General features: G+C 72.4%; 20 protein-coding genes. 15 read left to right on the forward strand and 5 right to left on the reverse strand.

Annotation, left to right across the window (positions count from 1 at the left end; genetic code table 11):
* The first annotated feature begins 107 nt into the window (after positions 1-107).
* The 6 genes from O7613_RS20355 to O7613_RS20380 all read left to right on the forward strand — a co-directional run bounded on the left by O7613_RS20355 (position 108) and on the right by O7613_RS20380 (position 7,781).
* Positions 108-1,046 carry an ABC transporter ATP-binding protein gene (locus tag O7613_RS20355; RefSeq protein ID WP_281590103.1) on the forward strand — a complete coding sequence of 313 codons (939 nt, stop codon included), beginning with the start codon at positions 108-110 and terminating at the stop codon, positions 1,044-1,046.
* Positions 1,043-1,867 carry an ABC transporter permease gene (locus O7613_RS20360; RefSeq protein WP_281586852.1) on the forward strand — a complete coding sequence of 275 codons (825 nt, stop codon included), beginning with the start codon at positions 1,043-1,045 and terminating at the stop codon, positions 1,865-1,867. The genes O7613_RS20355 and O7613_RS20360 overlap by 4 nt, the downstream gene beginning before the upstream one ends.
* A 133-nt stretch (positions 1,868-2,000) precedes the next feature.
* On the forward strand, positions 2,001-2,846 hold the full coding sequence (locus tag O7613_RS20365) for a class I SAM-dependent methyltransferase (protein WP_282289621.1): 846 nt from the start codon (positions 2,001-2,003) through the stop codon (positions 2,844-2,846).
* Between the two features lie 194 nt (positions 2,847-3,040).
* Complete coding sequence (locus tag O7613_RS20370; protein ID WP_282289622.1) at positions 3,041-6,784, forward strand: multifunctional oxoglutarate decarboxylase/oxoglutarate dehydrogenase thiamine pyrophosphate-binding subunit/dihydrolipoyllysine-residue succinyltransferase subunit; 3,744 nt, start codon at positions 3,041-3,043, stop codon at positions 6,782-6,784.
* Positions 6,785-6,849: 65 nt separating this feature from the next.
* A complete protein-coding gene (locus O7613_RS20375; RefSeq protein ID WP_091068787.1) occupies positions 6,850-7,029 on the forward strand; it encodes a DUF6104 family protein in 180 nt (59 codons plus the stop codon).
* A 47-nt stretch (positions 7,030-7,076) separates the two neighbouring features.
* Positions 7,077-7,781 (forward strand): hypothetical protein, encoded by a 705-nt coding sequence (locus O7613_RS20380; protein WP_282289623.1) that lies wholly within the window; start codon positions 7,077-7,079, stop codon positions 7,779-7,781.
* Positions 7,782-7,788: 7 nt separating this feature from the next.
* Here O7613_RS20380 and O7613_RS20385 read toward each other — a convergent pair whose 3' ends face one another.
* The gene (locus O7613_RS20385) at positions 7,789-9,891 is read right to left on the reverse strand and encodes a glycosyltransferase (RefSeq protein ID WP_282294579.1); all 2,103 of its coding nucleotides are present in this window, start codon (positions 9,889-9,891) and stop codon (positions 7,789-7,791) included.
* A 248-nt stretch (positions 9,892-10,139) separates the two neighbouring features.
* Between O7613_RS20385 and O7613_RS20390 the strand changes: the two genes are divergently transcribed.
* The 3 genes from O7613_RS20390 (at position 10,140) to O7613_RS20400 (ending at position 13,960) form a co-directional block, all read left to right on the forward strand.
* Positions 10,140-10,505: a GTPase gene (locus O7613_RS20390; RefSeq protein WP_282289624.1), complete on the forward strand. Its 366-nt coding sequence runs from the start codon at positions 10,140-10,142 to the stop codon at positions 10,503-10,505.
* Between the two features lie 278 nt (positions 10,506-10,783).
* Positions 10,784-12,847, forward strand: a complete 2,064-nt coding sequence (gene pta, locus O7613_RS20395; protein ID WP_282289625.1) for a phosphate acetyltransferase — start codon at positions 10,784-10,786, stop codon at positions 12,845-12,847.
* Positions 12,848-13,960: an acetate kinase gene (locus O7613_RS20400; protein ID WP_282289626.1), complete on the forward strand. Its 1,113-nt coding sequence runs from the start codon at positions 12,848-12,850 to the stop codon at positions 13,958-13,960.
* Positions 13,961-14,224: 264 nt separating this feature from the next.
* On the opposite strand, the gene O7613_RS20405 is transcribed toward O7613_RS20400, so the two are convergent.
* A complete protein-coding gene (locus O7613_RS20405; RefSeq protein WP_281586845.1) occupies positions 14,225-14,398 on the reverse strand; it encodes a hypothetical protein in 174 nt (57 codons plus the stop codon).
* Positions 14,399-14,558: 160 nt separating this feature from the next.
* Here O7613_RS20405 and O7613_RS20410 point away from each other — a divergent pair, with 160 nt between their 5' ends.
* The 3 genes from O7613_RS20410 (at position 14,559) to O7613_RS20420 (ending at position 17,460) form a co-directional block, all read left to right on the forward strand.
* Positions 14,559-15,599, forward strand: a complete 1,041-nt coding sequence (locus O7613_RS20410; protein ID WP_282289627.1) for an alpha/beta hydrolase — start codon at positions 14,559-14,561, stop codon at positions 15,597-15,599.
* Between the two features lie 251 nt (positions 15,600-15,850).
* Complete coding sequence (locus O7613_RS20415; protein ID WP_282289628.1) at positions 15,851-16,384, forward strand: aminoglycoside adenylyltransferase; 534 nt, start codon at positions 15,851-15,853, stop codon at positions 16,382-16,384.
* Between the two features lie 113 nt (positions 16,385-16,497).
* Positions 16,498-17,460, forward strand: a complete 963-nt coding sequence (locus O7613_RS20420) for a chlorophyllase (RefSeq protein ID WP_281586842.1) — start codon at positions 16,498-16,500, stop codon at positions 17,458-17,460.
* A 62-nt stretch (positions 17,461-17,522) separates the two neighbouring features.
* Here the strand turns inward: O7613_RS20420 and O7613_RS20425 are convergent, their stop codons facing one another.
* The 3 genes from O7613_RS20425 to O7613_RS20435 all read right to left on the reverse strand — a co-directional run bounded on the left by O7613_RS20425 (position 17,523) and on the right by O7613_RS20435 (position 20,224).
* Positions 17,523-18,476 carry a zinc-binding dehydrogenase gene (locus tag O7613_RS20425; RefSeq protein WP_282289629.1) on the reverse strand — a complete coding sequence of 318 codons (954 nt, stop codon included), beginning with the start codon at positions 18,474-18,476 and terminating at the stop codon, positions 17,523-17,525.
* An 86-nt stretch (positions 18,477-18,562) separates the two neighbouring features.
* Positions 18,563-19,738 carry an NADP-dependent malic enzyme gene (locus O7613_RS20430; protein ID WP_282289630.1) on the reverse strand — a complete coding sequence of 392 codons (1,176 nt, stop codon included), beginning with the start codon at positions 19,736-19,738 and terminating at the stop codon, positions 18,563-18,565.
* A gap of 150 nt (positions 19,739-19,888) precedes the next feature.
* Positions 19,889-20,224: a S24 family peptidase gene (locus O7613_RS20435; protein ID WP_281586839.1), complete on the reverse strand. Its 336-nt coding sequence runs from the start codon at positions 20,222-20,224 to the stop codon at positions 19,889-19,891.
* 53 nt (positions 20,225-20,277) lie between these two features.
* Between O7613_RS20435 and sodN the strand changes: the two genes are divergently transcribed.
* From sodN to O7613_RS20450, 3 genes are read left to right on the forward strand one after another with little or no spacing between them, the layout of a single operon-like run.
* Entirely contained in the window at positions 20,278-20,682 is a 405-nt protein-coding gene (sodN, locus tag O7613_RS20440; protein ID WP_281586838.1) for a superoxide dismutase, Ni, read from the forward strand.
* Positions 20,679-21,257 carry a GNAT family N-acetyltransferase gene (locus O7613_RS20445; RefSeq protein WP_282289631.1) on the forward strand — a complete coding sequence of 193 codons (579 nt, stop codon included), beginning with the start codon at positions 20,679-20,681 and terminating at the stop codon, positions 21,255-21,257. The genes sodN and O7613_RS20445 overlap by 4 nt, the downstream gene beginning before the upstream one ends.
* 32 nt (positions 21,258-21,289) lie before the next feature.
* Positions 21,290-21,697: an ATP-binding protein gene (locus O7613_RS20450; protein WP_281586836.1), complete on the forward strand. Its 408-nt coding sequence runs from the start codon at positions 21,290-21,292 to the stop codon at positions 21,695-21,697.
* The last annotated feature ends 44 nt before the right edge of the window (positions 21,698-21,741 follow it).

Here is a 21,741-nt window from a genome sequence, read left to right on the forward strand (position 1 = left end):
CCCGCCTGATTGACCCCCTTGCGCCGGGTTGGAAGGCTGTGCGGGGCGCCCCCGCAACGGCGTCCCACCGGCGTGCGTTCAGCGCGCCGGGGCAGGAGAGGAGAATGATGTCCGACGGGCAGCCACGCCCCAGTGCCGGGACCGGCCAGATCATCGTGTCCGGCTTGACCAAGCAATACAAGAACGTCCGCGCGGTCGACGATCTGTCGTTCACCGTCGAGCCGGGCCGGGTCACCGGCTTCCTCGGCCCGAACGGCGCCGGTAAGACGACCACGCTGCGCATGCTGCTCAACCTGGTCACGCCGACCGCCGGCACGGCCACCATCGGCGGCCACCGGTACGCCGACCTGCCCGATCCGCTGCGCACGGTGGGCGCGGTGCTGGAGGCGTCGAGCGCGCACAAGGGCCGCACCGGGATCAACCACCTGCGGGTGATCTGCGCGGCGGCCGGGCTGCCGAAGGAGCGGGCGGACGAGGCGCTCGCCCTGGTCGGGCTCTCCCCGGCGGCGAAGCGCAAGTTCAAGGGCTACTCGCTGGGCATGAAGCAGCGCCTCGGGATCGCCGCCGCGATGCTCGGCAACCCGCAGGTGCTGATCCTGGACGAGCCGGCCAACGGCCTGGACCCGGAGGGCATCCGGTGGATGCGGGGCTTCCTCAAGGGCCTGGCCGCCGAGGGTCGTACCGTGCTGGTCTCCAGCCACCTGCTCTCCGAGATGCAGCTTCTCGCCGACGACGTGGTGATCATCGCGGCCGGCAAGCTGGTCCGGCAGGGGCCGGTCGACCAGGTGATGGGCTCGATGACGCACGGCGCCCGGGTGCGGGTGCAGACCCCGCAGGCGGACGAGTTGGCCGCGGCGCTGCGCGAGCAGTCCGCCACGGTCGACGCCCAGCCGAACGGCGTGCTGTTGGTCAGCGGCGTGGACGCGCCGACCGTGGGCCGGCTCGCGCTGGCCGCGAAGGTCGAGCTGCACGAGCTGACCACCGAACGTCCCGACCTCGAAGGGGTCTTCCTGGAGCTGACGGCCGGAAAGGCGGAGATCCGATGACGCTGGTCCGATCCGAACTGCTCAAGATCCGTACCACGAGCACCTGGTGGATCTTCGGGCTGATCAGCCTGCCGCTGTGGGCGCTCGCGATGGGCTTCAACTGGTTGCAGACCGACGCGCTGGCCAGCGGGAACGTGGGCGACGTGCCGGCCGACCAGGCCGACCAGATCCAGGCGGTGTCGAGCGCCGCCAGCATCGCCGCCAACCTCTACACGAATGGCCAGTTCTTCGGCCTGCTCATCGTGATGCTGCTCGGCATCGTGGTGGTGACGAGCGAGTTCTTCCACCAGACGGTGACCACCACGTTCCTCACCGCGCCGCACCGCACCGCGGTGATGCTGGCCAAGCTGGTCGCGGCCGGCGTGCTGGCGCTGCTGTTCTGGATCGTCACCACGGCGCTCAACCTGATCATCGCGCCGCTGATCCTGAACGCCACGGACGTCGATACACAGCTCGGCAGCGGGGCGGTGTGGCGCGCCGTGGCTCTGAACGGGCTGGCGTACCTGCTCTGGTCGGTGCTCGGCGTCGGGCTCGGCGTGCTGATCCGCAGCCAGATCGGCGCGACCGTGACCGGCATCCTGCTCTACCTGGGCGGAACCATCGGCGCGGCCATCGCCATCGGGCTGCTGGCGCAGCGGTTCGGCGACTGGATCAACGAGCTGCAACTGCTGGTGCCGTCACTTGCCTCCTCGCTGATGGTGAGCGGCGCTGACATCCCGGGCAACCCGCCGCGCTGGGCGGGCGCGGCGGTGCTGATCGGGTACGCGGTGGTGACCGGCGTGATCGGCGTGGCCACCATCCGGCGGCGCGACATCTCCTGACCCACCCGCGCGACGGGCTCCGGCCGGTGACTCCATGTCACCGGCCGGAGCCTTTCTCGACCGGGCCGCGCCCCGGGATTACCGTCAGGTTGGGAGGCCCGGCCTCCGTCGTCGCTGAGGACCGAGGTGACGCATGGCGAACGCCGAGCAGGCGCTGCGCTGGAACGGGGACACCGGTCGCCGGTGGGTCGCCGAGCGCGAGCGGCACCACGCGGTGCGGCGGTCGCTGACGCCGCACCTGCTGCGCGCCGCGGCGCTCGCCCCGGGAGACCGGGTGCTCGACGTGGGGTGCGGGTGCGGGGAGACCACGATCGCCGCGGCCCGGTCCGTCCGGCCGGGCGGTGCGGTGGACGGCCTCGACCTGTCCGCGCCGGCGCTGGCCGTCGCCCGGGAGTCGGCCGCTGCCGCCGGGGTGCCGGGCATCCGGTTCGTGCAGGGTGACGCCCAGACGCATCCGCTGGCTCCGGCCGGTTTCGACGTCGTGCTGAGCAGCTTCGGCGTGATGTTCTTCGAGAATCCGGACGCCGCGTTCGCCAACCTCCGGTCCGGACTGCGACCGGCCGGCCGGCTGGCGTTCCTGTGCTGGCAGGACGAGGCGAGCAACGAGGTCTTCGCGCTCGCGCCGCGGGCCGTCGCCGCGCACGCGACACTGCCGCCCGGCGGGGGCGACGGGGACGCCTTCACCGACCCGTGGCGGATCGGTGATCTCCTCGTGCGGGCCGGCTTCGTGGACGTGCGGGTGGAGGGCCGCCGGGAACCGGCCCGGCTCGGGTCCGACGTCGACGACGTGCTGGGGTATCTGCGGGGGACCTCCCGGGTCCGCGAGCTGCTGGGCCGGCTGGACGATCAACGGACGGTCGAGCGGGTGCTCGACGCCCTGACGGAGGATCTGACCGCCCGCCGGCGGGCTGACGGAGTCTGGGTGGAGGCGGCCGTGTGGCTGGTGACGGCGGTCGCCCCACCGGCCGGTTCTCGCTAGCAGGAGTCGGCGGAACACGCAGCGTTTGCCCAACTTGTGGCATCTTCTGTGAAACGGGCCACCAGGCGGAGGCGAGAATGCCTGCGGCAATCCCACGGCGTAGCCTGGGATCCGATCCCTGTGCTCCCGGCGAACCGGGCGCGGGGGCCCACCGCGTGACATTCACAACCGCGTGAAAGAGGCGATTAGCGGCCGTGTCGACCCAGCAGACATCGCAGGAGAACCCACTGGCGGGTTTCGGCCCGAACGAGTGGATCGTCGAGGAGATGTACCAGCGTTACCTCGCCGACCCATCGAGCGTCGACTCGGCCTGGCACGACTTCTTCGCCGACTACCGACCGGCGCCGGGCGCCGCCACACCGCGCCCGGACGCGCCGGCCAAGCCGGCCGCCGAGCCGGAGCCGGCCGAGCAGCAGGAGGCCGTCGCCACGGTCACCGAGCAGACCGCCCCGGCCAAGGCCGCACCCGCGAAGGCCAAGCCGGCGCAGAAGCCCGCCGCCAAGCCGGCGACGAAGGCGTCCGAGCCGGCCCCGGCGAAGAAGGCCGCCCCGGCCAAGCCGGCCGCCAAGGCGCCGGCGGCGAGCGCGGCCGGCACCACTCCGCTGCGTGGCGTGGCCGCCAAGATCGTCCAGAACATGGACGCCTCGCTCGCCGTCCCGACCGCCACCAGCGTGCGCGCGGTCCCGGCGAAGCTGCTCGTCGACAACCGCATCGTGATCAACAACCACCTGGCCCGCGGTCGCGGCGGCAAGGTCAGCTTCACCCACCTGATCGGGTACGCGATGGTCCGGGCGCTGATCGAGCACCCGGAGATGAACAACTCCTTCGCCGAGGTCGACGGCAAGCCGGCGATGCTCCGCCCGGAGCACGTCAACCTGGGCATCGCCATCGACCTGGCCAAGCCGGACGGCTCCCGCAACCTGGTGGTGCCCTCCATCAAGGGCTGCGAGCAGATGGACTTCCGGCAGTTCTGGCAGGCGTACGAGGACGTGGTCCGGCGCGCCCGCCGCAACGAGCTGACCATGGAGGACTACTCCGGCACCACCATCTCGCTGACCAACCCGGGCGGCATCGGCACGGTGCACTCGATCCCGCGCCTGATGCAGGGGCAGAGCGCCATCATCGGCGTCGGCGCGATGGAATACCCGGCGCCCTACCAGGGCATGAGCGAGGCCACGCTGGCCGAGAACGCGGTCAGCAAGGTGATCACGCTGACCAGCACGTACGACCACCGGATCATCCAGGGCGCCCAGTCCGGCGAGTTCCTGAAGGTCATGCACGAGCTGATGCTCGGCGAGCGCGGCTTCTACGACGAGATCTTCACCTCGCTGCGCATCCCGTACGAGCCGGTGCGCTGGATGCGGGACGTGGCCGTCGACAGCGAAGGCCAGATCAACAAGACCGCCCGGGTGCACGAGCTGATCCACGCCTACCGGGTCCGCGGCCACCTGATGGCCGACACCGACCCGCTCGAGTTCGAGATCCGCAAGCACCCCGACCTGGACGTGCTCCAGCACGGCCTGACGCTGTGGGACCTTGACCGGGTCTTCCCGGTCAACGGCTTCGCCGGCCAGCAGCGGATGAAGCTGCGCTCGATCCTCGGCGTGCTGCGCGACTCCTACTGCCGCCGGGTCGGCATCGAGTACATGCACATCCAGGACCCGGAGGAGCGGCGCTGGATCCAGGAACGGGTCGAGCGCAAGTACGAGAAGCCGGACACCGACGAGCAGAAGCACGTGCTCAACCGGCTCAACGCGGCGGAGGCGTTCGAGACGTTCCTCCAGACGAAGTACGTGGGCCAGAAGCGCTTCTCGCTCGAGGGCGGCGAGTCGCTGATCCCGCTGCTCGGCGAGGTGCTGGAGTCGTCCGCCGAGGCCGGGCTGGACGAGGTCGTCATCGGCATGGCCCACCGCGGCCGGCTCAACGTGCTGGCGAACATCGTCGGCAAGCCGTACGAGAAGATCTTCTCCGAGTTCGAGGGGCACCTCGACCCGCGGTCCACGCAGGGCTCGGGCGACGTGAAATACCACCTCGGCCAGAACGGCAAGTTCACCACCCCGGACGGCGAGCACGCGGTCAAGGTGTCGGTGGTGGCGAACCCGTCGCACCTGGAGGCCGTGGACCCGGTGCTGGAGGGCATCGTCCGGGCCAAGCAGGACCGGATCGACCTCAAGCTGGAGGGCTACACCGTGCTGCCGCTCGCGGTGCACGGTGACGCCGCCTTCGCCGGCCAGGGTGTGGTCGCCGAGACGCTCAACCTGTCCCAGCTGCGCGGCTACCGCACCGGTGGCACCGTGCACGTCGTGGTCAACAACCAGGTCGGTTTCACCACCGCCCCGGAATACAGCCGGTCCAGCCTCTACAGCACCGACGTGGCCCGGATGATCCAGGCGCCGATCTTCCACGTGAACGGCGACGACCCGGAGGCGGTCGTACGGGTGGCCCGGCTCGCCTTCGAGTACCGGCAGGCGTTCAACAAGGACGTCGTGATCGACCTGGTCTGCTACCGCCGGCGCGGGCACAACGAGGGCGACGACCCGTCGATGTCCAACCCGCAGATGTACAAGATCATTGACTCGAAGCGGTCGGTCCGCAAGCTCTACACCGAGGAGCTGATCGGGCGCGGCGACATCACCCTGGAGGACGCCGAGGAGCTGCTGCGCGACTACCAGGCGCAGCTCGAACGGGTGTTCAAGGCCACCCGGGACGCGGCCACCACGCCGCGCCAGCTCGACCGCCCGAAGCGGGCGGAGGAGCCGGAGCCGCAGGTCGACACCGCCACCGACGCCGCCGTGGTCAAGGCGATCGGCGAGGCGCACGTCAACCTGCCGGAGGGCTTCACCCCGCACAAGCGGATCCAGCAGCTGTTGGAGCGGCGCCGGAAGATGTCCGTCGAGGGCAACATCGACTGGGGCTTCGGCGAGATCATCGCGTTCGGCGCGCTGCTGCACGACGGCGTGACCGTCCGGCTCGCCGGGCAGGACTCGCGCCGCGGCACGTTCGTCCAGCGGCACGCCTCGGTGGTCGACGCGCGCACCGGCGACGACTACCTGCCGCTGAAGACGTTCACCGCCGACGGCGAGCGGTCCCGCTTCTTCGTGCACGACTCGCTGCTCTCGGAGTACGCCGCAATGGGCTTCGAGTACGGCTACTCGGTGGAGAACGTCAACGCGCTGGTGGCCTGGGAGGCCCAGTTCGGTGACTTCGTCAACGGCGCCCAGTCGGTGATCGACGAGTTCATCTCCTCCGGCGAGGTGAAGTGGGGCCAGCGCTCCGCGGTCACCCTGCTGCTGCCGCACGGCCACGAGGGTCAGGGGCCGGACCACACCTCCGGCCGCCCGGAGCGCTTCCTCCAGCTCTGCGCCGAGGACAACATGCGGGTGGCCATCCCGACCACCCCGGCGAACTACTTCCACCTGCTGCGCCGCCAGGCGCTGTCGCCCAAACGCAAGCCGCTCGTGGTGTTCACGCCGAAGTCGCTGCTGCGGCACAAGCTCTGCGTGTCGCCGGTGGAGGACTTCACCACGGGCACCTTCGCCCCGGTGCTCGCCGACACCGCCGCGCCGGCGCCGGAGCAGGTCAAGCGGGTGCTCCTCTGCTCGGGCAAGGTCTACTACGACCTGTTCCAGGCCCGGCAGGAGCGGGGCGTCACCGACACCGTGATCCTGCGGATGGAGCAGCTCTACCCGCTTCCCGTCGAGGAGGTCCGGTCCGCGCTGGCGCAGTACCCGAACGCCGAGGACTTCGCCTGGGTCCAGGAGGAGCCGGCCAACCAGGGCGCCTGGTCGTTCGTTGCGCTCAACCTGCTGGAGCACCTGCCCGAGGTGCGGCTGCGTCGCATCTCCCGCCCGTCCGCCGCCGCCCCGGCGGTCGGCTCGGCGAAGATGCACGAGGTCGAGCAGAATGCGCTGATCGAGGCGGCGCTGCCCCGCCCGTGACACCACCGGCAGCGGCCCGTCCCGGCACCGGGGCGGGCCGCTGCCGTACGACGAGAGGATGAGGCGTGTACTTCACCGACCGTGGCATCGAGGAGTTGGTCGAGCGCCGGGGCGACGAACAGGTCAGCCTGGAGTGGCTGGGTGAGCGCCTGCGCGACTTCGTCGACCTGAACCCGGAGTTCGAGACCCCGGTCGAGCGGTTCGCCACCTGGCTGGCCCGCCTCGACGACGAGGACGATGAGTGACTCTTCGCGTTTGACCAATGGCTTTGAGTGACGTCCACTGTTGAGGTATGAACCTCGACACCCGAAAGCCACCGCAGGACGCGGTGACCGTGCGCCACCTGCGCCTCGGTATCGGATCGGTCGGCCTCGCGCTGCCGGTCGTGCTGGTGGTCGGCCACATCGCCACCACCCGGCGGCTCACCCTCCTCGACTCCCTCAGCGCCTACTACCACAGCGAGATGCGGGACGTCTTCGTCGGCGCGATGTGCGCCGTCGGGGTCTTCCTGATCAGCTACCGCTACCGCCGGCCGGACGACCTGCTGGGCACCGTCGCCGGGGTGCTGGCGGTCGCGGTGGCGCTCTTCCCCACCGCGACCGGCGTACGGTCGGCCCCGCTCGGCGAGAGCGACCGGATCGCCGGTGTGGTGCACCAGGTCGCCGCGGCCGGGCTCTTCGCCCTGCTCGCCGTCTTCTGCCTGTTCCTGTTCGTCCGTCCGGACACCGCAGGTGTCCCGCCCCGCCGCTCCGCGGTGGTCTTCTACCGGACCTGCGGCGGGCTCATCCTGCTCGCGGTCGCGCTCGCGCTGGCCAGCACGCGGCTACCGGACCCGACCCGGCACACCGTCAAGCCGGTGCTGTGGTGCGAGATTCTCGCCGTGTTCGCCTTCGGCGCGGCCTGGGTGGCGAAGAGCGACGCCCTGCTCCGCGCCGCGGAGCCGGTCGACGGGCTCGCCGTCACCGGGCCGGACGCCCGGCCGAGGACGCCGGCGTGACCGGCCGTCAGGCGGTGCCGCGCTGCGCGGCCACGTCGAGATTTCCGGTACGCCGCAGCTTCTGCCAGCCGAGACGGCCCCCGGTCAACGCGGTGACCACCGACTGGAGCAGAACCAGGTACATCAACTGCCGGTAGACGAACTGCTGGAGCGGCAGCACCCACAGCACCCCGAGCTTCTCCCGGTCCAGCCGGAAGGCCACCACCGCGGTGACGAACTGCACCGCGAGCATCGCCAGCCAGGCCACCACCGTCTCCGTCCGGTCGAGGAAGAACAACCCGTACAGGGCGAGCAGGTCGATCACCGGGGCGGCCAGTGGCAGCAGCACGCCGAACAGGGTCAGGAAGGTGAGGCAGCGGCGGGTGAACCGGCCGGACGAGCCGCGGTCGAGGACCGCCCGCCGGTGCTTCCACATCGCCTGCATGGTGCCGTAGCTCCACCGGTACCGCTGCTTCCACAGCTGGCCCAGCGTGGCGGGGGCCTCGGTCCAGGCGCGGGCGTTCTCCTCGTACACGATGTGCCAGCCGGCCCGGCCCAGCGCCATGGTGATGTCGGTGTCCTCGGCGAGGGTCTCGTCGGTCATCCCGCCGACCTGGGCCAGCGCCTTACGGCGGAACCCGCCGATCGCCCCGGGCACGGTGGGCATGCAGTGCAACGTCTCGTAGAGGCGGCGGTCCAGGTTGAAGCCGATGACGTACTCGATGTGCTGCCACTTGGCGATCAGGCTCCGGCGGTTGCCGACCTTGACGTTGCCGGCGACCACGCCCACCCGCGGGTCCGCGAAGGGCTGGACCAGGCGGCGGACCGCGTCGGGCTCGAAGACGGTGTCACCGTCGACCATGACGATGAGTTCGTGCCGGGCCAGCGCGACGCCGGTGTTCAACGCGCTCGGCTTGCCGCCGTTGGGCTTGCGCACCACCCGGACGTTCGGCAGGCCGAGCGCCGCCACGATGTCGGCGGTGCCGTCGGTGGAGCCGTCGTCGACGACCACCACCTCGATGCCGCCGGGATGGTCGCCGCCGGCCAGGGAGCGGACGGCCGCGGCGATGCCCTCCTTCTCGTTGTACGCGGGCACGATCACCGAGACGGGTTCGGTGACCGGTGGCCCCCAGGACCAGTCGGGGCGGCGTCGGCGGGCCGCGTGCCGCAGCGCCAGCACGAAGAGCAGCAGGGTCCGGCCGACGGTGAGCGCCCCGACGAGGAGGAAGAAGACGCCGAACACGTCGAACATGTGGTCTGCCACACTCACCGCGCCGACGAGCATGGCGCCCCGCCACCGGTCGGCGCGCGGAGCGGCCACCTGCCCACCCGACGGGCCGGTCACGCCGGCCTCGGCCAGGGTACGGTTCAGTCCCTCGCTCACCGTGGTGAAGGTGTACCCGCGCTGCTGCATCATCGGGATGTACCGGTCCAGCGCGGCCACGGTGCCGGACCGGTCGCCACCCGCGTCGTGCCACAGCGCGATGGTGCCGGCCTCGCCGGACGGGGTCGCGTTGGCGAGCATCGTCTCGATCGTGGGCTTTTCCCAGTCCCGGCTGTCGACGTCGTTCACCACGGTCAGGTAGCCCAGCTCGCCGGCCTGCCGGAGCACCGGCCAGTCCCGGTCGGTGTAGGCGTCGGCGCTCGACGAGTACGGGAAGCGCAGCAGCGACGTCCGGATCCCGGTGGCGCTGGCGATGGCGAACTGGGTCTGCGCGTACTCCAGTTCCCGCCGCCATCCGGGCAGGACCGCGAGGTCGGGGTGGGTGAACGTGTGCACGCCCAGCTCGTGGCCGCCGGCCACCATACGGCCGGCCAGCTCACGGTTGCGCAGCACCTGCGTGCCGATGACGAAGAAGGTCGCCTTGACCTGGTATTTGTCGAGCACCCGCAGCACCTCGGGTGTCCACTGCGGGTCCGGGCCGTCGTCGAAGGTGAGGGCGATGGTACGCGGCGGCAGCTCGTGCGACTGGGTCCGGCCCTCCGCGCCGACGTTGACGATCGGACCGCCCTCGATCACCGAGGTGGGCACCTCCCGCTGGGTGCCCGGCGCGGTGCGTTCGCCGGGCACGAACGCGGAGTTGGCGTACGCCTCGACGAAGAGCAGGCCGCCCAGGACGACGAAGACCATCGTGAGGACCAGCCAGCTCGGCCGTGGCACGATGCGCCGGCTGCGGGACCGGCGGGCGGCGGCGATCTGCCCGGCGTCCAGCGCGACGGTGGGTGCGGTCCGGGCGGCGGCCGACCGCCGCCCGTCGCGCTGCCGGCGGGCGGCGGTGACGCGCCGCGGGTCCAGTCGGGTGGTGGGGTCCTCACTCACCGGCGGTCCGGCCCGGCTCCGGGAGCAGGTCGGGCAGGTCGATCAAGGGGGGTGGGCCGGTGGTGGTCGGCGCGGTGGTGGTCGGCGTCGACGTGGGCGGCTCGGTGGTGGCCGGTGGCCTGGTCGTTCGCGGCGGGGGTGAAGGACTCGCGGTCGGCCGGGGCGACGCGGTGGCGCTCCGGCTGGCGCTGCTGGACGCGCCGCCCGGGGTGGCCGAGGTGGTCGCCGGCCGGGGCGGAGCGGTACGGGCGGGCGGTGGCGCGACCGTCACCGCGGACGCGGACGGCGTGACGGCGGTCGTCGTCGGTGAGGCCGACGGGGTGGGTGACGGCTTCTCCTCCTCCGCGCTCGCCTCGACGAACGGGATGACGGCATCCGGGGTGACCGGCCCGCCGGCGAAGCTGATCCCCACCAGCACGGTGTAGAACACCCCGGCCGCACCCGCGCAGTAGGCGAGCCGCCGCAGCCGCCGACGCCTCCGGCCGGTCGAGTCGACGAAGACGGGAGGCGGTTCGGGGGCGACGGGAATGAGTTCGGTCGGGCCTTCCACCTGGATTACTGTATACAAGAAAAAAAACCACCTTCACCTCCGGGGGTGGCTCTGACCAGCCACAATAGAATCCAGCGCTTTAATGATCTTGTAGAATTGGGCCCGGGTCAAAGGACCCGGGCGGGGGTTCGGGCGATCTTGTAGCGTGAGGTCGTGGCGCGCAGCGTGTACCTCACCGGAGTGGGATCGGGCGGAGGCAAGTCGACCGTGGCGCTCGGGCTGGCCGAGTTGCTCTCCCGGCAGGTCGAGCGGATCGGCGTGTTCCGGCCGCTCGTCGCCGGCGACCGCCCGGACCCGATCCTGGCCCTGCTCACCGAGCGCTACCGGGTGGAGTCGCCGGTCGACGAGTTGCACGGCGCGACGTACGCCGAGGCGAGCGCGCTTGTCGCGAACGGCCGGCGGGAAGAGCTGATCTCCACGATCGTGGCCCGCTACCGGGAGGTCGAGCGGCGCTGCCCCGCCGTCGTGGTGGTGGGCAGCGACTTCGCCGACGGCGACGGCGCCGGCCCACGCGAGCTGGCGTTCAACGCCCGCCTGGCGACCGAGTTCGGCAGCGTCGTGGTGCCCGTGGTGGACGGCTTCGGGCAGCCGCCCGAGGCGATCAGCGCGGTGATGCGTGGCGCGTACCACGATCTGGCCGACCTGGGCGCGACCGTGGTGGCGGTGGTCGCCAACCGCGTGCCCGGGCCGATGACGCTGCCCGAGCTGCCGGTCCCCGCGTACGCCATCCCGGAGGTGCCGACCGTGTCGGCGCCGACGGTGGCCGAGGTGGCGGCGGCCCTGGGCGCCACCCGGCTCACCGGCGACCCGGCCGCGCTGGACCGCGACGTGCTCGACTACGTGGTCGGCGCGGCACACGTGCCGACCCTGCTCGACCACCTCACCGACGGCGCCCTGGTGATCACCCCCGGCGACCGGGCCGACCTGCTGGTGGCGGCCGGCGCCGCGCACGTCGCCGGGCAGGTGTCGCTCGCCGGGCTGGTGCTCACGCTCGGCGAACAGCCCGACCCGCGGGCCATGCGGCTTGTCGAACGGATGAACACCGGGCTGGCCGTGCTCTCGGTCACCAGCGACAGCTACGACACGGTCGAGGCGTCCAGCCGGATCGAGGGCCGACCCAGCACCGCCAACCCCCGCAAGGTCGAGGCGGCGCTCGGCGCGTTCGAACGTTGCGTGGACACCGACGACCTGGCCCGCCGGCTCCGGGTCACCCGCTCCGCCCGGGTCACCCCGCTGATGTTCTCCAACGACCTGATCGACCGCGCCCGGGCCCGACGCCGCCGGCTGGTGCTGCCCGAAGGCACCGAGGAACGGATCCTGCGCGCGGCCGAGGTGCTGCTGCGTCGGGGCGTCGCCGAGCTGACCCTGCTCGGACGCCCCGACGACGTCGTCCGGCGCAGCCGTGAGCTGGGCCTCGACGTCGGCGACGCCCAGGTGGTCGACCCGGCGACGAGCGAGTGGCGGGACGAGTTCGCCGCCGAGTACGCGAAGCTGCGCGCGCACCGGGGCATGACACCCGAGCTGGCGCACGACACCATGGCCCAACCCAACTACTTCGGCACGATGATGGTGCGGACCGGCCGAGCCGACGGGATGGTTTCCGGGGCCACCCACACCACGGCCGCCACCATCCGCCCCGCCTTCGAGATCATCCGCACCGTGCCCGGCGTCTCGGTCGCGTCAAGCGTCTTCTTCATGCTGCTCGCCGACCGGGTGCTGGTCTACGGCGACTGCGCGGTCAACCCGGACCCGGACGCCGCCCAACTCGCCGACATCGCCATCTCGTCGGCCGACACCGCGGCCCGGTTCGGCATCGAACCCCGGGTGGCGATGCTGTCGTACTCGACCGGCAGCTCCGGCGCCGGCACCGACGTGGAGAAGGTCGCGGCGGCCACCGCGCTGGTCCGCGAACGCCGGCCGGACCTGCTCGTCGAAGGGCCGATCCAGTACGACGCGGCGATCGACCCGCAGGTCGCGGCCACCAAGCTGCCGGACAGCCCGGTCGCGGGACGGGCCACCGTGTTCATCTTCCCGGACCTGAACACCGGCAACAACACGTACAAGGCGGTGCAGCGCTCGGCCGGCGCGGTGGCGGTCGGCCCGGTCATGCAGGGCCTGCGCCGGCCGGTGAACGACCTGTCCCGGGGCGCCACCGTGCCGGACATCGTCAACACGGTGGCGATCACCGCCATCCAGGCCGCCGCGGAGGCGTCTTAAATGAGCCGCATCCTGGTCCTCAACAGCGGATCCTCGTCCGTCAAATACCGGCTGTACGACGGTGACCAGGTCCTCGACAAGGGCACCGTCGAACGGATCGGTGAACCGGGCGGCGGACCGGCCGACCACGAGGCCGCCGTCCGGGACATCCTCGACCGGCTCGACCTCGACGGGCTGGCCGGCGTCGGGCACCGGGTGGTGCACGGCGGGCGACGATTCAGCAGCCCGGTACGCATCGACGACGCGGTCGTCACCGCGATCGAGGAACTCGTCCCGCTCGCCCCGCTGCACAACCCGGTGAACCTCGCCGGCATCCGGGTGGCCCGGGAGGCACTGCCGGACACCCCGCAGGTGGCGGTCTTCGACACCGCGTTCCACCACACCCTGCCCGAGGCCGCCGCCACCTACGCCATCGACCGGGCCACCGCCGACCGATACGACATCCGCCGGTACGGCTTCCACGGCACCTCGCACGCGTACGTGTCCCGGCGGGCCGCCGAACTGCTCGACCGGCCGTACGCCGAACTGAACACCATCACGCTGCACCTGGGCAACGGGGCGAGCGCGTGCGCGGTACGGGGCGGCCGGAGCGTGGCCACCTCGATGGGCATGTCCCCGCTGGAAGGGCTGGTGATGGGCACCCGCAGCGGCGACCTCGACCCGACGGTCATCTTCCACCTGCGCCGCGAGGGCAGGATGGACGTGGACGAGATCGACGACCTGCTCAACCACCGCAGCGGCCTGCTCGGCCTGACCGGCGTCAACGACATGCGTGAGGTGCTGGCCCGCCGGGACGCCGGCGACCCGGACGCGACACTGGCGTTCGACGTCTACTGCCGCCGGATCACCGGCTACGTGGGCGCGTACTACGCGCTGCTCGGCCGGGTCGACGCGATCGCCTTCACCGCCGGGGTCGGCGAACACGCCGCCGCCGTCCGGGCCGCGTCGTTGGCCGGGCTGGACCGACTCGGCATCGCCGTCGACCCCACCCGCAACGACGGTACGGGGGACCGGGTGGTCTCCCCCGCCGGCGCGGAGGTCGCGGTGCTTGTGGTCGGCACCGACGAGGAACGGGAGATCGCCCGCGAGACCCGCGACGTGCTCGCCGCCTAACCCGTTGATCGACACGCTCCCGCCGACGTGGCGGACGCCGGATGGCTTGATCGACACGCTCCCGCCGACGTGGCGCACGTCGCACGGCTTGATCGACACGCTCCCGCCCACGCGGCGGACGCCGCCCCGCTTGATCGACACGCTCCCGCCCACACGGCGCACGCCGCCCCGCTTGATCGACATCACTTCGCCGAGGTGGCGGTATCGCTGCCAGGCCGATGCCGCCACCTCGGCGTACCGGTGCGGATCAAGGAGGTCCGGGGCTCAGCGGAGCGCGAGCCAGGCGACCAGGGCGACGACGACCACGACGACCACGCCGACGCCGGCGATCAGCGGCAGCCGTGAAGGCGCCGGCGCCGGCGCGGCCGACTCGGGCGCGTCCACGAAGGCGCGGAACTGCGCGGTGTTGCCGCTCGGATCGGTGTAGTTCTCAGTCATGCGCGTGACCCTAGCGAAGCGGGACGGGCGGCACGGTCCCGCCGGGCCGGCCCCGGCGCGTCCGGACACCCGTTCGCGGCGAAACCGATCCGGCCGGTGGAGACGCGGCCCGGCCGGACGGCGGGCGCGGGTCGACCGCTCGGTCGCCTACGGTGCACGGGTGAGGGCGCTGCGGCTGGTGGCCGCGCTGACGGCGACGCTGCGGCCAGTGGCCGCGCTGACGGCGACGCTGCGGCTGGTAGCCGCGCTGACGGCGGCGCTGCTGGCCGGCTGCGGGCCGGCCGTCGCCACCTCCGACCCGATCCCGGCCGCCGTCCGGCCCGCGCCCGAACGCCCGTACCCGGTGGGCATGCGGCAGTTCACCGTCGACCCGGACGGCCCGCGGCCCCTACCGGTCACCGTCTGGTACCCGGTGGACCCGGCGGCCTCCCCCCGCCGGCCCGGGCCGGACCGACCGGCCGCCGCGCCGAGCGCCGGCACGGAGATCGGGCCGAACGTGTGGGCTCGGGCACCGGTGGCCGCCGGACGGTTCCCGGTGGTGGTCTACAGCCACGGGCTACGCAGCCTGCCCGCGCTGCACGCGCCGCTGACCAGCCGCTGGGCGGCCGCCGGTCTGGTCGTGGTAGCGCCCACCTATCCGCGCACCAACAAACGGGCCCGGAATTTCAGCCGCGACGATGTCCGCCACCAACCGACCGACGCCTGGCGGCTGGTCCGCCACCTCATCCGCCTGAGCACCCGCGCCGACGATCCGCTCGGCGCGCACCTGGCCATGGACCGGCTCGCCGCCGCCGGGCACTCGGCGGGCGGTCACACCGCCCTCGGCATGTTCGCGTCCGCACCCCCGGTGCCGTTGCGGGCGGGCATCGTGATCGCCGGCGGTCGGATGGTCATCGGCCCGGCCCGCCCCCTCGCGCCGGTGCTGTTCGTGCACGGCACGGCCGACCGGATCGTCCCGCAGTCGATCGGTCGTGCCGCGTACGCTCGCTGTCTCGGGCCGGTCGCCTTCCTCAGCCTGCTCCGGCAGGGCCACGGCGAATACCTCACCCCGGGCCGCTCCGGTTTCGCCCAGGTGCTCGCCACCACCACCGACTTCCTCCGCTGGACGCTCTACGGCGACCGGGCCGCCCTGCGCCGCCTCCCCGCCGACGCCGCCGCGCCCAACACCACCAGGTTCACCACCCGATCCTTCCCCACCTGACCCCACCCGCCGCCGCCCGCCGCCCGCCGCCGCCCGCCGCCCGCCGCCCGCCGCCCGCCGCCCGCCGCCCGCCGCCCGCCGCCCGCCGGCTGCCGCCCGCCGCCCGCCGGCTGCCGGCTGCCGGCTGCCGGCTGCCGGCTGCCGGCTGCCGGCTGCCGGCTGCCGCAGGGTGTTAATAGGGGGCCCCGCCTCTACCGCAGGCGTTAAAAAGGGGCCCCTCCTTACCCCCATCGGGCGGTAGCGTTGGCTTGATGGACGGGCTGGAGCAGCGGCAACTGGACGCCATCCGGGACGTCGTCGACCTGGCCGGTGCGGCCGGGATCGAGGTGTGGCTGCGCGGTGGCTGGGCGATGGACTTCCACCTCGGCACGGTGAGCCGTCCGCACGTCGACGTCGACTGGTACTGCTGGCGGCACGACGCCGACCGGTTGGCCGCCCGGCTCGGCGGTCAGGGCTGGCGGCCCGACCCGCGGATGCCGGCCACCAAGCAGCTTGACCTGCTTCGCGGCGACGTCGAGCTGAGCTTCGCCTACCTGGACCGGGATCCGGCCGGCCGGGTGGTCGTCGGCGCCGGCCCGTGGGCGGGCACGCCCCTGCCGGACGGGATGCTCGACGCGCCGCAGGGCCGGATCGGGGCGCTCGCCGCACCGGTGATCAGTGTCACCGCGCAGATCGAGTTCAAGGAGATGTTCCCGGTCTGGATGCCCGAGCGTCCCCGCCGCGCCAAGGATGCCGCCGACCTGGTCCGCCTCCAGGCGTCGGTGGACGGCCGCCCGCCGAGCTGACCCGCCCCACCCGCCGCACCGCCACCCGCGCCGAGTGTTAATAGGGGGCCCCGCCTCTACCGCAGGCGTTAAGAGGGGGCCCCTCCTTAAAACCGCGAGGCACAATCGGGTTCATGCGCCGTCGTTCCGTTGCCCTGGTTGCCGCCGCTCTGCTCGGCGCGGGCCTGGCCGGCTGTTCGAAGCCGACCGTCCCGACCGGGCGGCCTGCCCCCGATTCCCCACCGCAGGCCACCACGCCCGCGCCGCGGGTCGCCGAAGGCAAGGCGCCCACCAAGAGCTTCGCGGTCGGCGTACGCCAACTGAAGCTGAACCGCGACGGCGACCGGCCGTTGCCGGTGACGCTCTGGTATCCGGCGACGGGCGCGGCCGGCGGCACCGCCGAGCGGTCTGCCCGCGCGGCCGACGGGCGGTTCCCGGTGGTGCTGTTCAGCCACGGTCTCGATGCCCGGCCGGAGGACTACCAGGTGTTGTTGACGCGCTGGGCGGCGGCCGGGTTCGTGGTGGCCGCGCCGCGGTTCCCGCACACCGCGCGGGGTGGTGACGGCAACCCGCTGGACGTGCTCAACCAGCCGGCCGACGTGTCGTACGTGTTGACCCGGGTGCTCGCGCTCGGCGAGGCGGCGGGCGATCCGCTGCGCGGCCGGCTGGATCCGGAGCGGGTGGCCGCGACCGGGCACAGCGCCGGCGGTGTGACCACCATCGGGCTGTTCACCACCGGCCGGGACGAGCGGCTGGACGCCGGGATCGTGTTCGCCGGTACGGCGCTCGGCGTGGGCACCGGGTTCGCCGGCGCCGCCGCGCCGCAGTTGTTCGTGCACGGCGAGGCGGACGAGGTGGTGTCGTACGCGGCGGGCAAGGCCGTGTTCGACGCGGTGCCGTGGCCGAAGGCGATGCTCAGCCTGCCGAAGGGCGATCATGGCCGGGCGCTGCTGGGTGACGGGAAGGCGCTGCGGGTGGTCGCCGACACCACGGTCGAGTTCCTCCGCTGGACCCTTTACGGCGACCCGGCGGCGAAGAAGCGCCTCCCCGCCGAAGCGACGAGTGGCAACCTGGCCACCCTCGACGACCGGCTGTAAGGCGGGGGCCCCGGTTAACGCCTGCGGTAGAGGAGGGGCCCCCGCTTAACGCGCGCGCCGCCTCAGGCCGTGTGGTCGACGGCCACCTTGCCGAACACCTCGCCGGAGTGCAGCCGGGCGAACGCCTCCTCGATCCGGCTGAACGGCACCACCCGGTCCACCACCGGCCGGACCCCGTGCTCGGCGCAGAACGCGAGCAGTTCGGCCAGCTCGCCCGGGGTGCCCATGGAGGTGCCGAGGATCTCCAGTTGCATGGCGAAGACCCGGCGCAGGTTGATTGTGGGCTCGTGCCCGGCGGTCGCGCCGGAGACCACGATCCGGGCCATCGGCGCGGCCGATTTCAGCGAGTGGTCGAAGGTGGCCGCACCGACCGTCTCGATCACCACGTCGACCCGCTCCGGCAGGCGCGCGCCGGGCTCCAGCGCGGTGGCGCCCAGCTCGGCGATCCGCTCCCGCTTGGCGGCGTCGCGGCTGGTCGCGTACACCCGTTTGCCGAGCGCGACGCCGAGCGCGACCGCCGCGGTGGCCACGCCGCCGCCGGCGCCCTGGACCAGCACCGACTCGCCGTCGGCGACCCGGCCCCGGGTGGTGAGCATCCGCCACGCGGTGAGCCAGGCCGTGGGCAGGCACGCCGCGTCGGTGGCCGACAGGCCGTCGGGCAGCGACAGCAGGTTCATCCGGGGTACGGAGACCATCTCGGCGAAGGTGCCCGGGAAGCGCTCGGAGAGGATGGAGACCCCGCGCGGGTCGCCCGGGGTGGGCACGACCGGGTAGATGACCACCTCCTTGCCGTCCGGGTCGGTGCCGACCGCGTCGCAGCCGAGGATCATTGGGAGTTGGTCGGCGGTCAGGCCGACGCCGCGCAGCGACCAGAGGTCGTGGTGGTTGAGCGAGCTGGCCCGCACCCGCACGGTGACCCAGTCGTCCTGCGGGTGGGTCGGCTCGGGGCGGTCGCCGACGGCGAGCGCGGCGAGCGGGTTGTCGGCGTCGAAGGCCGAGGCATAGGCAGCACGCATGATCCGCACCGTAACAAGCTGAGCGGCCGTTAAGAAGGGGCCCTTCCTATGCAAAAGGCGATAAGAAGGGCCCCTTCCTTACACCCTCAGCGGCGGGCGACGCCGTCGCGGCGGGCGGCTTCGGCGACGGCTTCCGCCACCGCGGGGGCGACCCGCGGGTCGAGCGGGGACGGCACGATCGCGTCGGCGGTCAGCGACTCGGCCACCACGCCGGCGATGGCGTCGGCGGCGGCCACCTTCATCCCGTCGGTGATCCGGGTGGCCCCGGCGTCGAGCGCGCCGCGGAACACGCCCGGGAAGGCGAGCACGTTGTTGATCTGGTTCGGGTAGTCGCTGCGCCCGGTGGCGACCACCGCGACGTGCCGGGCGGCCACCTCGGGGTGCACCTCCGGTGTGGGGTTCGCGAGCGCGAAGACGATGCCGCCGGGGGCCATGCCGGCCACCGCCGTCTCGGGGATCTGGCCGCCGGAGACGCCGACGAGCACGTCCGCGTCGCGCAGCGCCTCGGTGACGTCGCCCTGGCGGCCCTCGGCGTTGGTGAGTTCGGCCAGTTCGGCCTTTGTGCCGGTGAGGTCGCGGTGCCGGCCGATGATGCCGCGCGAGTCGCAGACCACCACCCGGGCCGGGTCGACGCCGCCGGCGATCAGCATCTTGGTGACCGCCACTCCGGCCGCGCCGGCCCCACTGACCGCCACCCGCAGGTCGCCGAGCTTGCGGTTGAGCAGCGTCGCGGCGTTGCGCAGCGCGGCCAGCACCACGATCGCGGTGCCGTGCTGGTCGTCGTGGAAGACCGGGATGGGCAGCGCCTCGTCCAGCCGACGCTCGACCTCGAAGCAGCGCGGGGCGCTGATGTCTTCCAGGTTGATGCCGCCGAACGAGGGCGCGATCGCCCGTACCGCCGCGACGATCTCCTCCACGTCCTGGGTGTCCAGGCAGACCGGCACCGCGTCCACGCCCGCGAACTGCTTGAACAGCACCGCCTTGCCCTCCATCACGGGCAGCGCGGCGCGTGGGCCGATGTTGCCCAGACCGAGGACGGCGGAGCCGTCGGTAACCACGGCGACGGTGTGCGACACCCACGTGTAGGTGTCGGCGAGGTCGGGATCGGCGGCGATCGCCTCGCAGACCCGGGCAACCCCCGGGGTGTACGCGAGGGAGAGGTCTTCCCGGCTGGTCAGCGGCACGGTCGAGGCGACGGCCATCTTGCCGCCGACGTGCAGCCGGAAGACGGGATCAGCGGGGTCCGGGGTGGACGCAGACATGGTGACTCCAGGATCTGTCGAGCAGACGGACCGGCCGGCGCGGTCGGCGAGGTCAGCGACCGGCGGGGCGGTGGTGCGGGGGGTCACCCGGGCACTTCCGAGCATAGTCACGCCTCGACTCCCACGATGTGAGCGGGGTCATATCCGTCCTCACCCCTGCCGACCTCTGATCCGGCCGGGTCGGGGCCACCAGCGGGCCACCACCCGGCCGCGCACGTCGGCCACCCCGTACGCCCGGGAGTCGTCGGTGACCAGGTCGTTGTCGCCGCGCAGCCACCAGCCGCCGTCGCGCGGCTCGACCGCGCGCTTCACCACGAGCAGGTCGGGGCGGCTGCGGAAGACCGCGACCACCACGTCGCCGGGACGGACCGGGCGGCCACCGGTGCGGACCAGCACCGCGTCGCCGTGGCGCAGTGTCGGGGACATGGACGGGCCGGTTATCAGGACGGGCACCACGGGTTTCACCTCCCGCCCGCTGGAAAGCATCTCCAGGAGTAATGTCGTCTTCGATCATCGCAAACATCCCATGGAGGACCCTGATGCGCCTTCCTCGCATCCTCACGCCCCGGGTGACCGCCAGCGCCCACTGTGACCTGCCCTGCGGCGTCTACGACCCGGCCCAGGCTCGGATCGAGGCCGAGTCGGTCAAAATGATCTGCGAGAAATACCAGGCGAACACCGATCCGGAGTTCCGCACCCGCGCCATCCTGATCAAGGAGCAGCGGGCCGAGCTGGTCAAGCACCACCTGTGGGTGCTCTGGACCGACTACTTCAAGCCGCAGCACTTCGAGAAGTACCCGCATCTGCACCAGCTCTTCAACGAGGCCACCAAGCTGGCCGGCGCGGCCGGCGCCAAGGGCGGGACCGACCCGGCCAAGGCCGACGAGCTGCTCTCGAAGATCGACGAGATCTCCAAGATCTTCTGGGAGACCAAGCAGGCGTGACCTCGCCCGTCACGGTGCCGACGATCCGGCCGGTACGTCCCGAGGACGTGCCGGCCGTCGTCGCGATGGTGCACGAACTCGCCGCGTACGAGCGCGCTCCGGAGCAGTGTCACCTCACCGCCGAGCAGCTCGACGCGGCGCTTTTCGCGACTGCTCCAGGTCGCGGCGCGGCGTCAGACGCGCCGAGCTGGAGCGGTCGACAGTCCGCGCCGGCGCTGTTCGGGCACGTCGCGGTGGACGCGGCGGACGAGCCGGTGGGCTTCGCCCTCTGGTTCCTCAACTTTTCCACCTGGGCCGGGGTGCACGGCATCTACCTGGAGGATCTCTACGTCCGGCCGGATGCCCGGGGCACCGGCGCCGGCCGGCTGCTGCTGGCCGCCCTGGCCGCGATCTGCGTCGAGCGCGGATACCAGCGGCTCGAGTGGTGGATGATCAACTGGAATCCGGCGGCCCGCTTCTATGCCGCGATCGGCGCCACGCCGATGGACGAGTGGACGCCGTACCGGCTGGCCGGAGCCGCGTTGGGCGATCTTGCCGCGCGGGCGACGCCCGCACCCACCCGTTCGGCCGACTGACCGGGTAGAGTCCCGCACCGGGGGGATGAGGCGTGACTCAACTGACCGGGCAGCCGACGACGGACGACGACGTCGTGCACCTCACCGTGCCCGCCGACGGCGGTTACCTCGGCGTGCTCCGCACCGCCACAGCCGGCCTCGCGGCCCGGCTCCAGTTCGCGCTCGACGAGATCGAGGATCTGCGCATCGCGGTCGACGAGGCGTGCGCCATGTTGCTCGCCATCGCCACCCGCGACGCCGAGCTGGAGTGTCGCTTCGCGGTCACCGAGGACGCGCTCACCGTCGAGGTGACCGTGCCGACCGTGCGGGGCGCCACGCTCCCGTCCGAGTCGTCCTTCGCCTGGAAGGTGCTCACCGCGTTGACCACCGGGGCCGGCGCGCGGGCCGCTGACGGCCGGGCCACCATCTCGTTGTTGACCCGCCGTTCGGGCGGCTACTGACCGGTCCGACCGCGTGTCGGCCGCGACAGCGACGAACGGGCCGG

The organism is Micromonospora sp. WMMD975 (genome assembly GCF_029581215.1).
In the GTDB taxonomy this organism is placed as follows: domain Bacteria; phylum Actinomycetota; class Actinomycetes; order Mycobacteriales; family Micromonosporaceae; genus Micromonospora.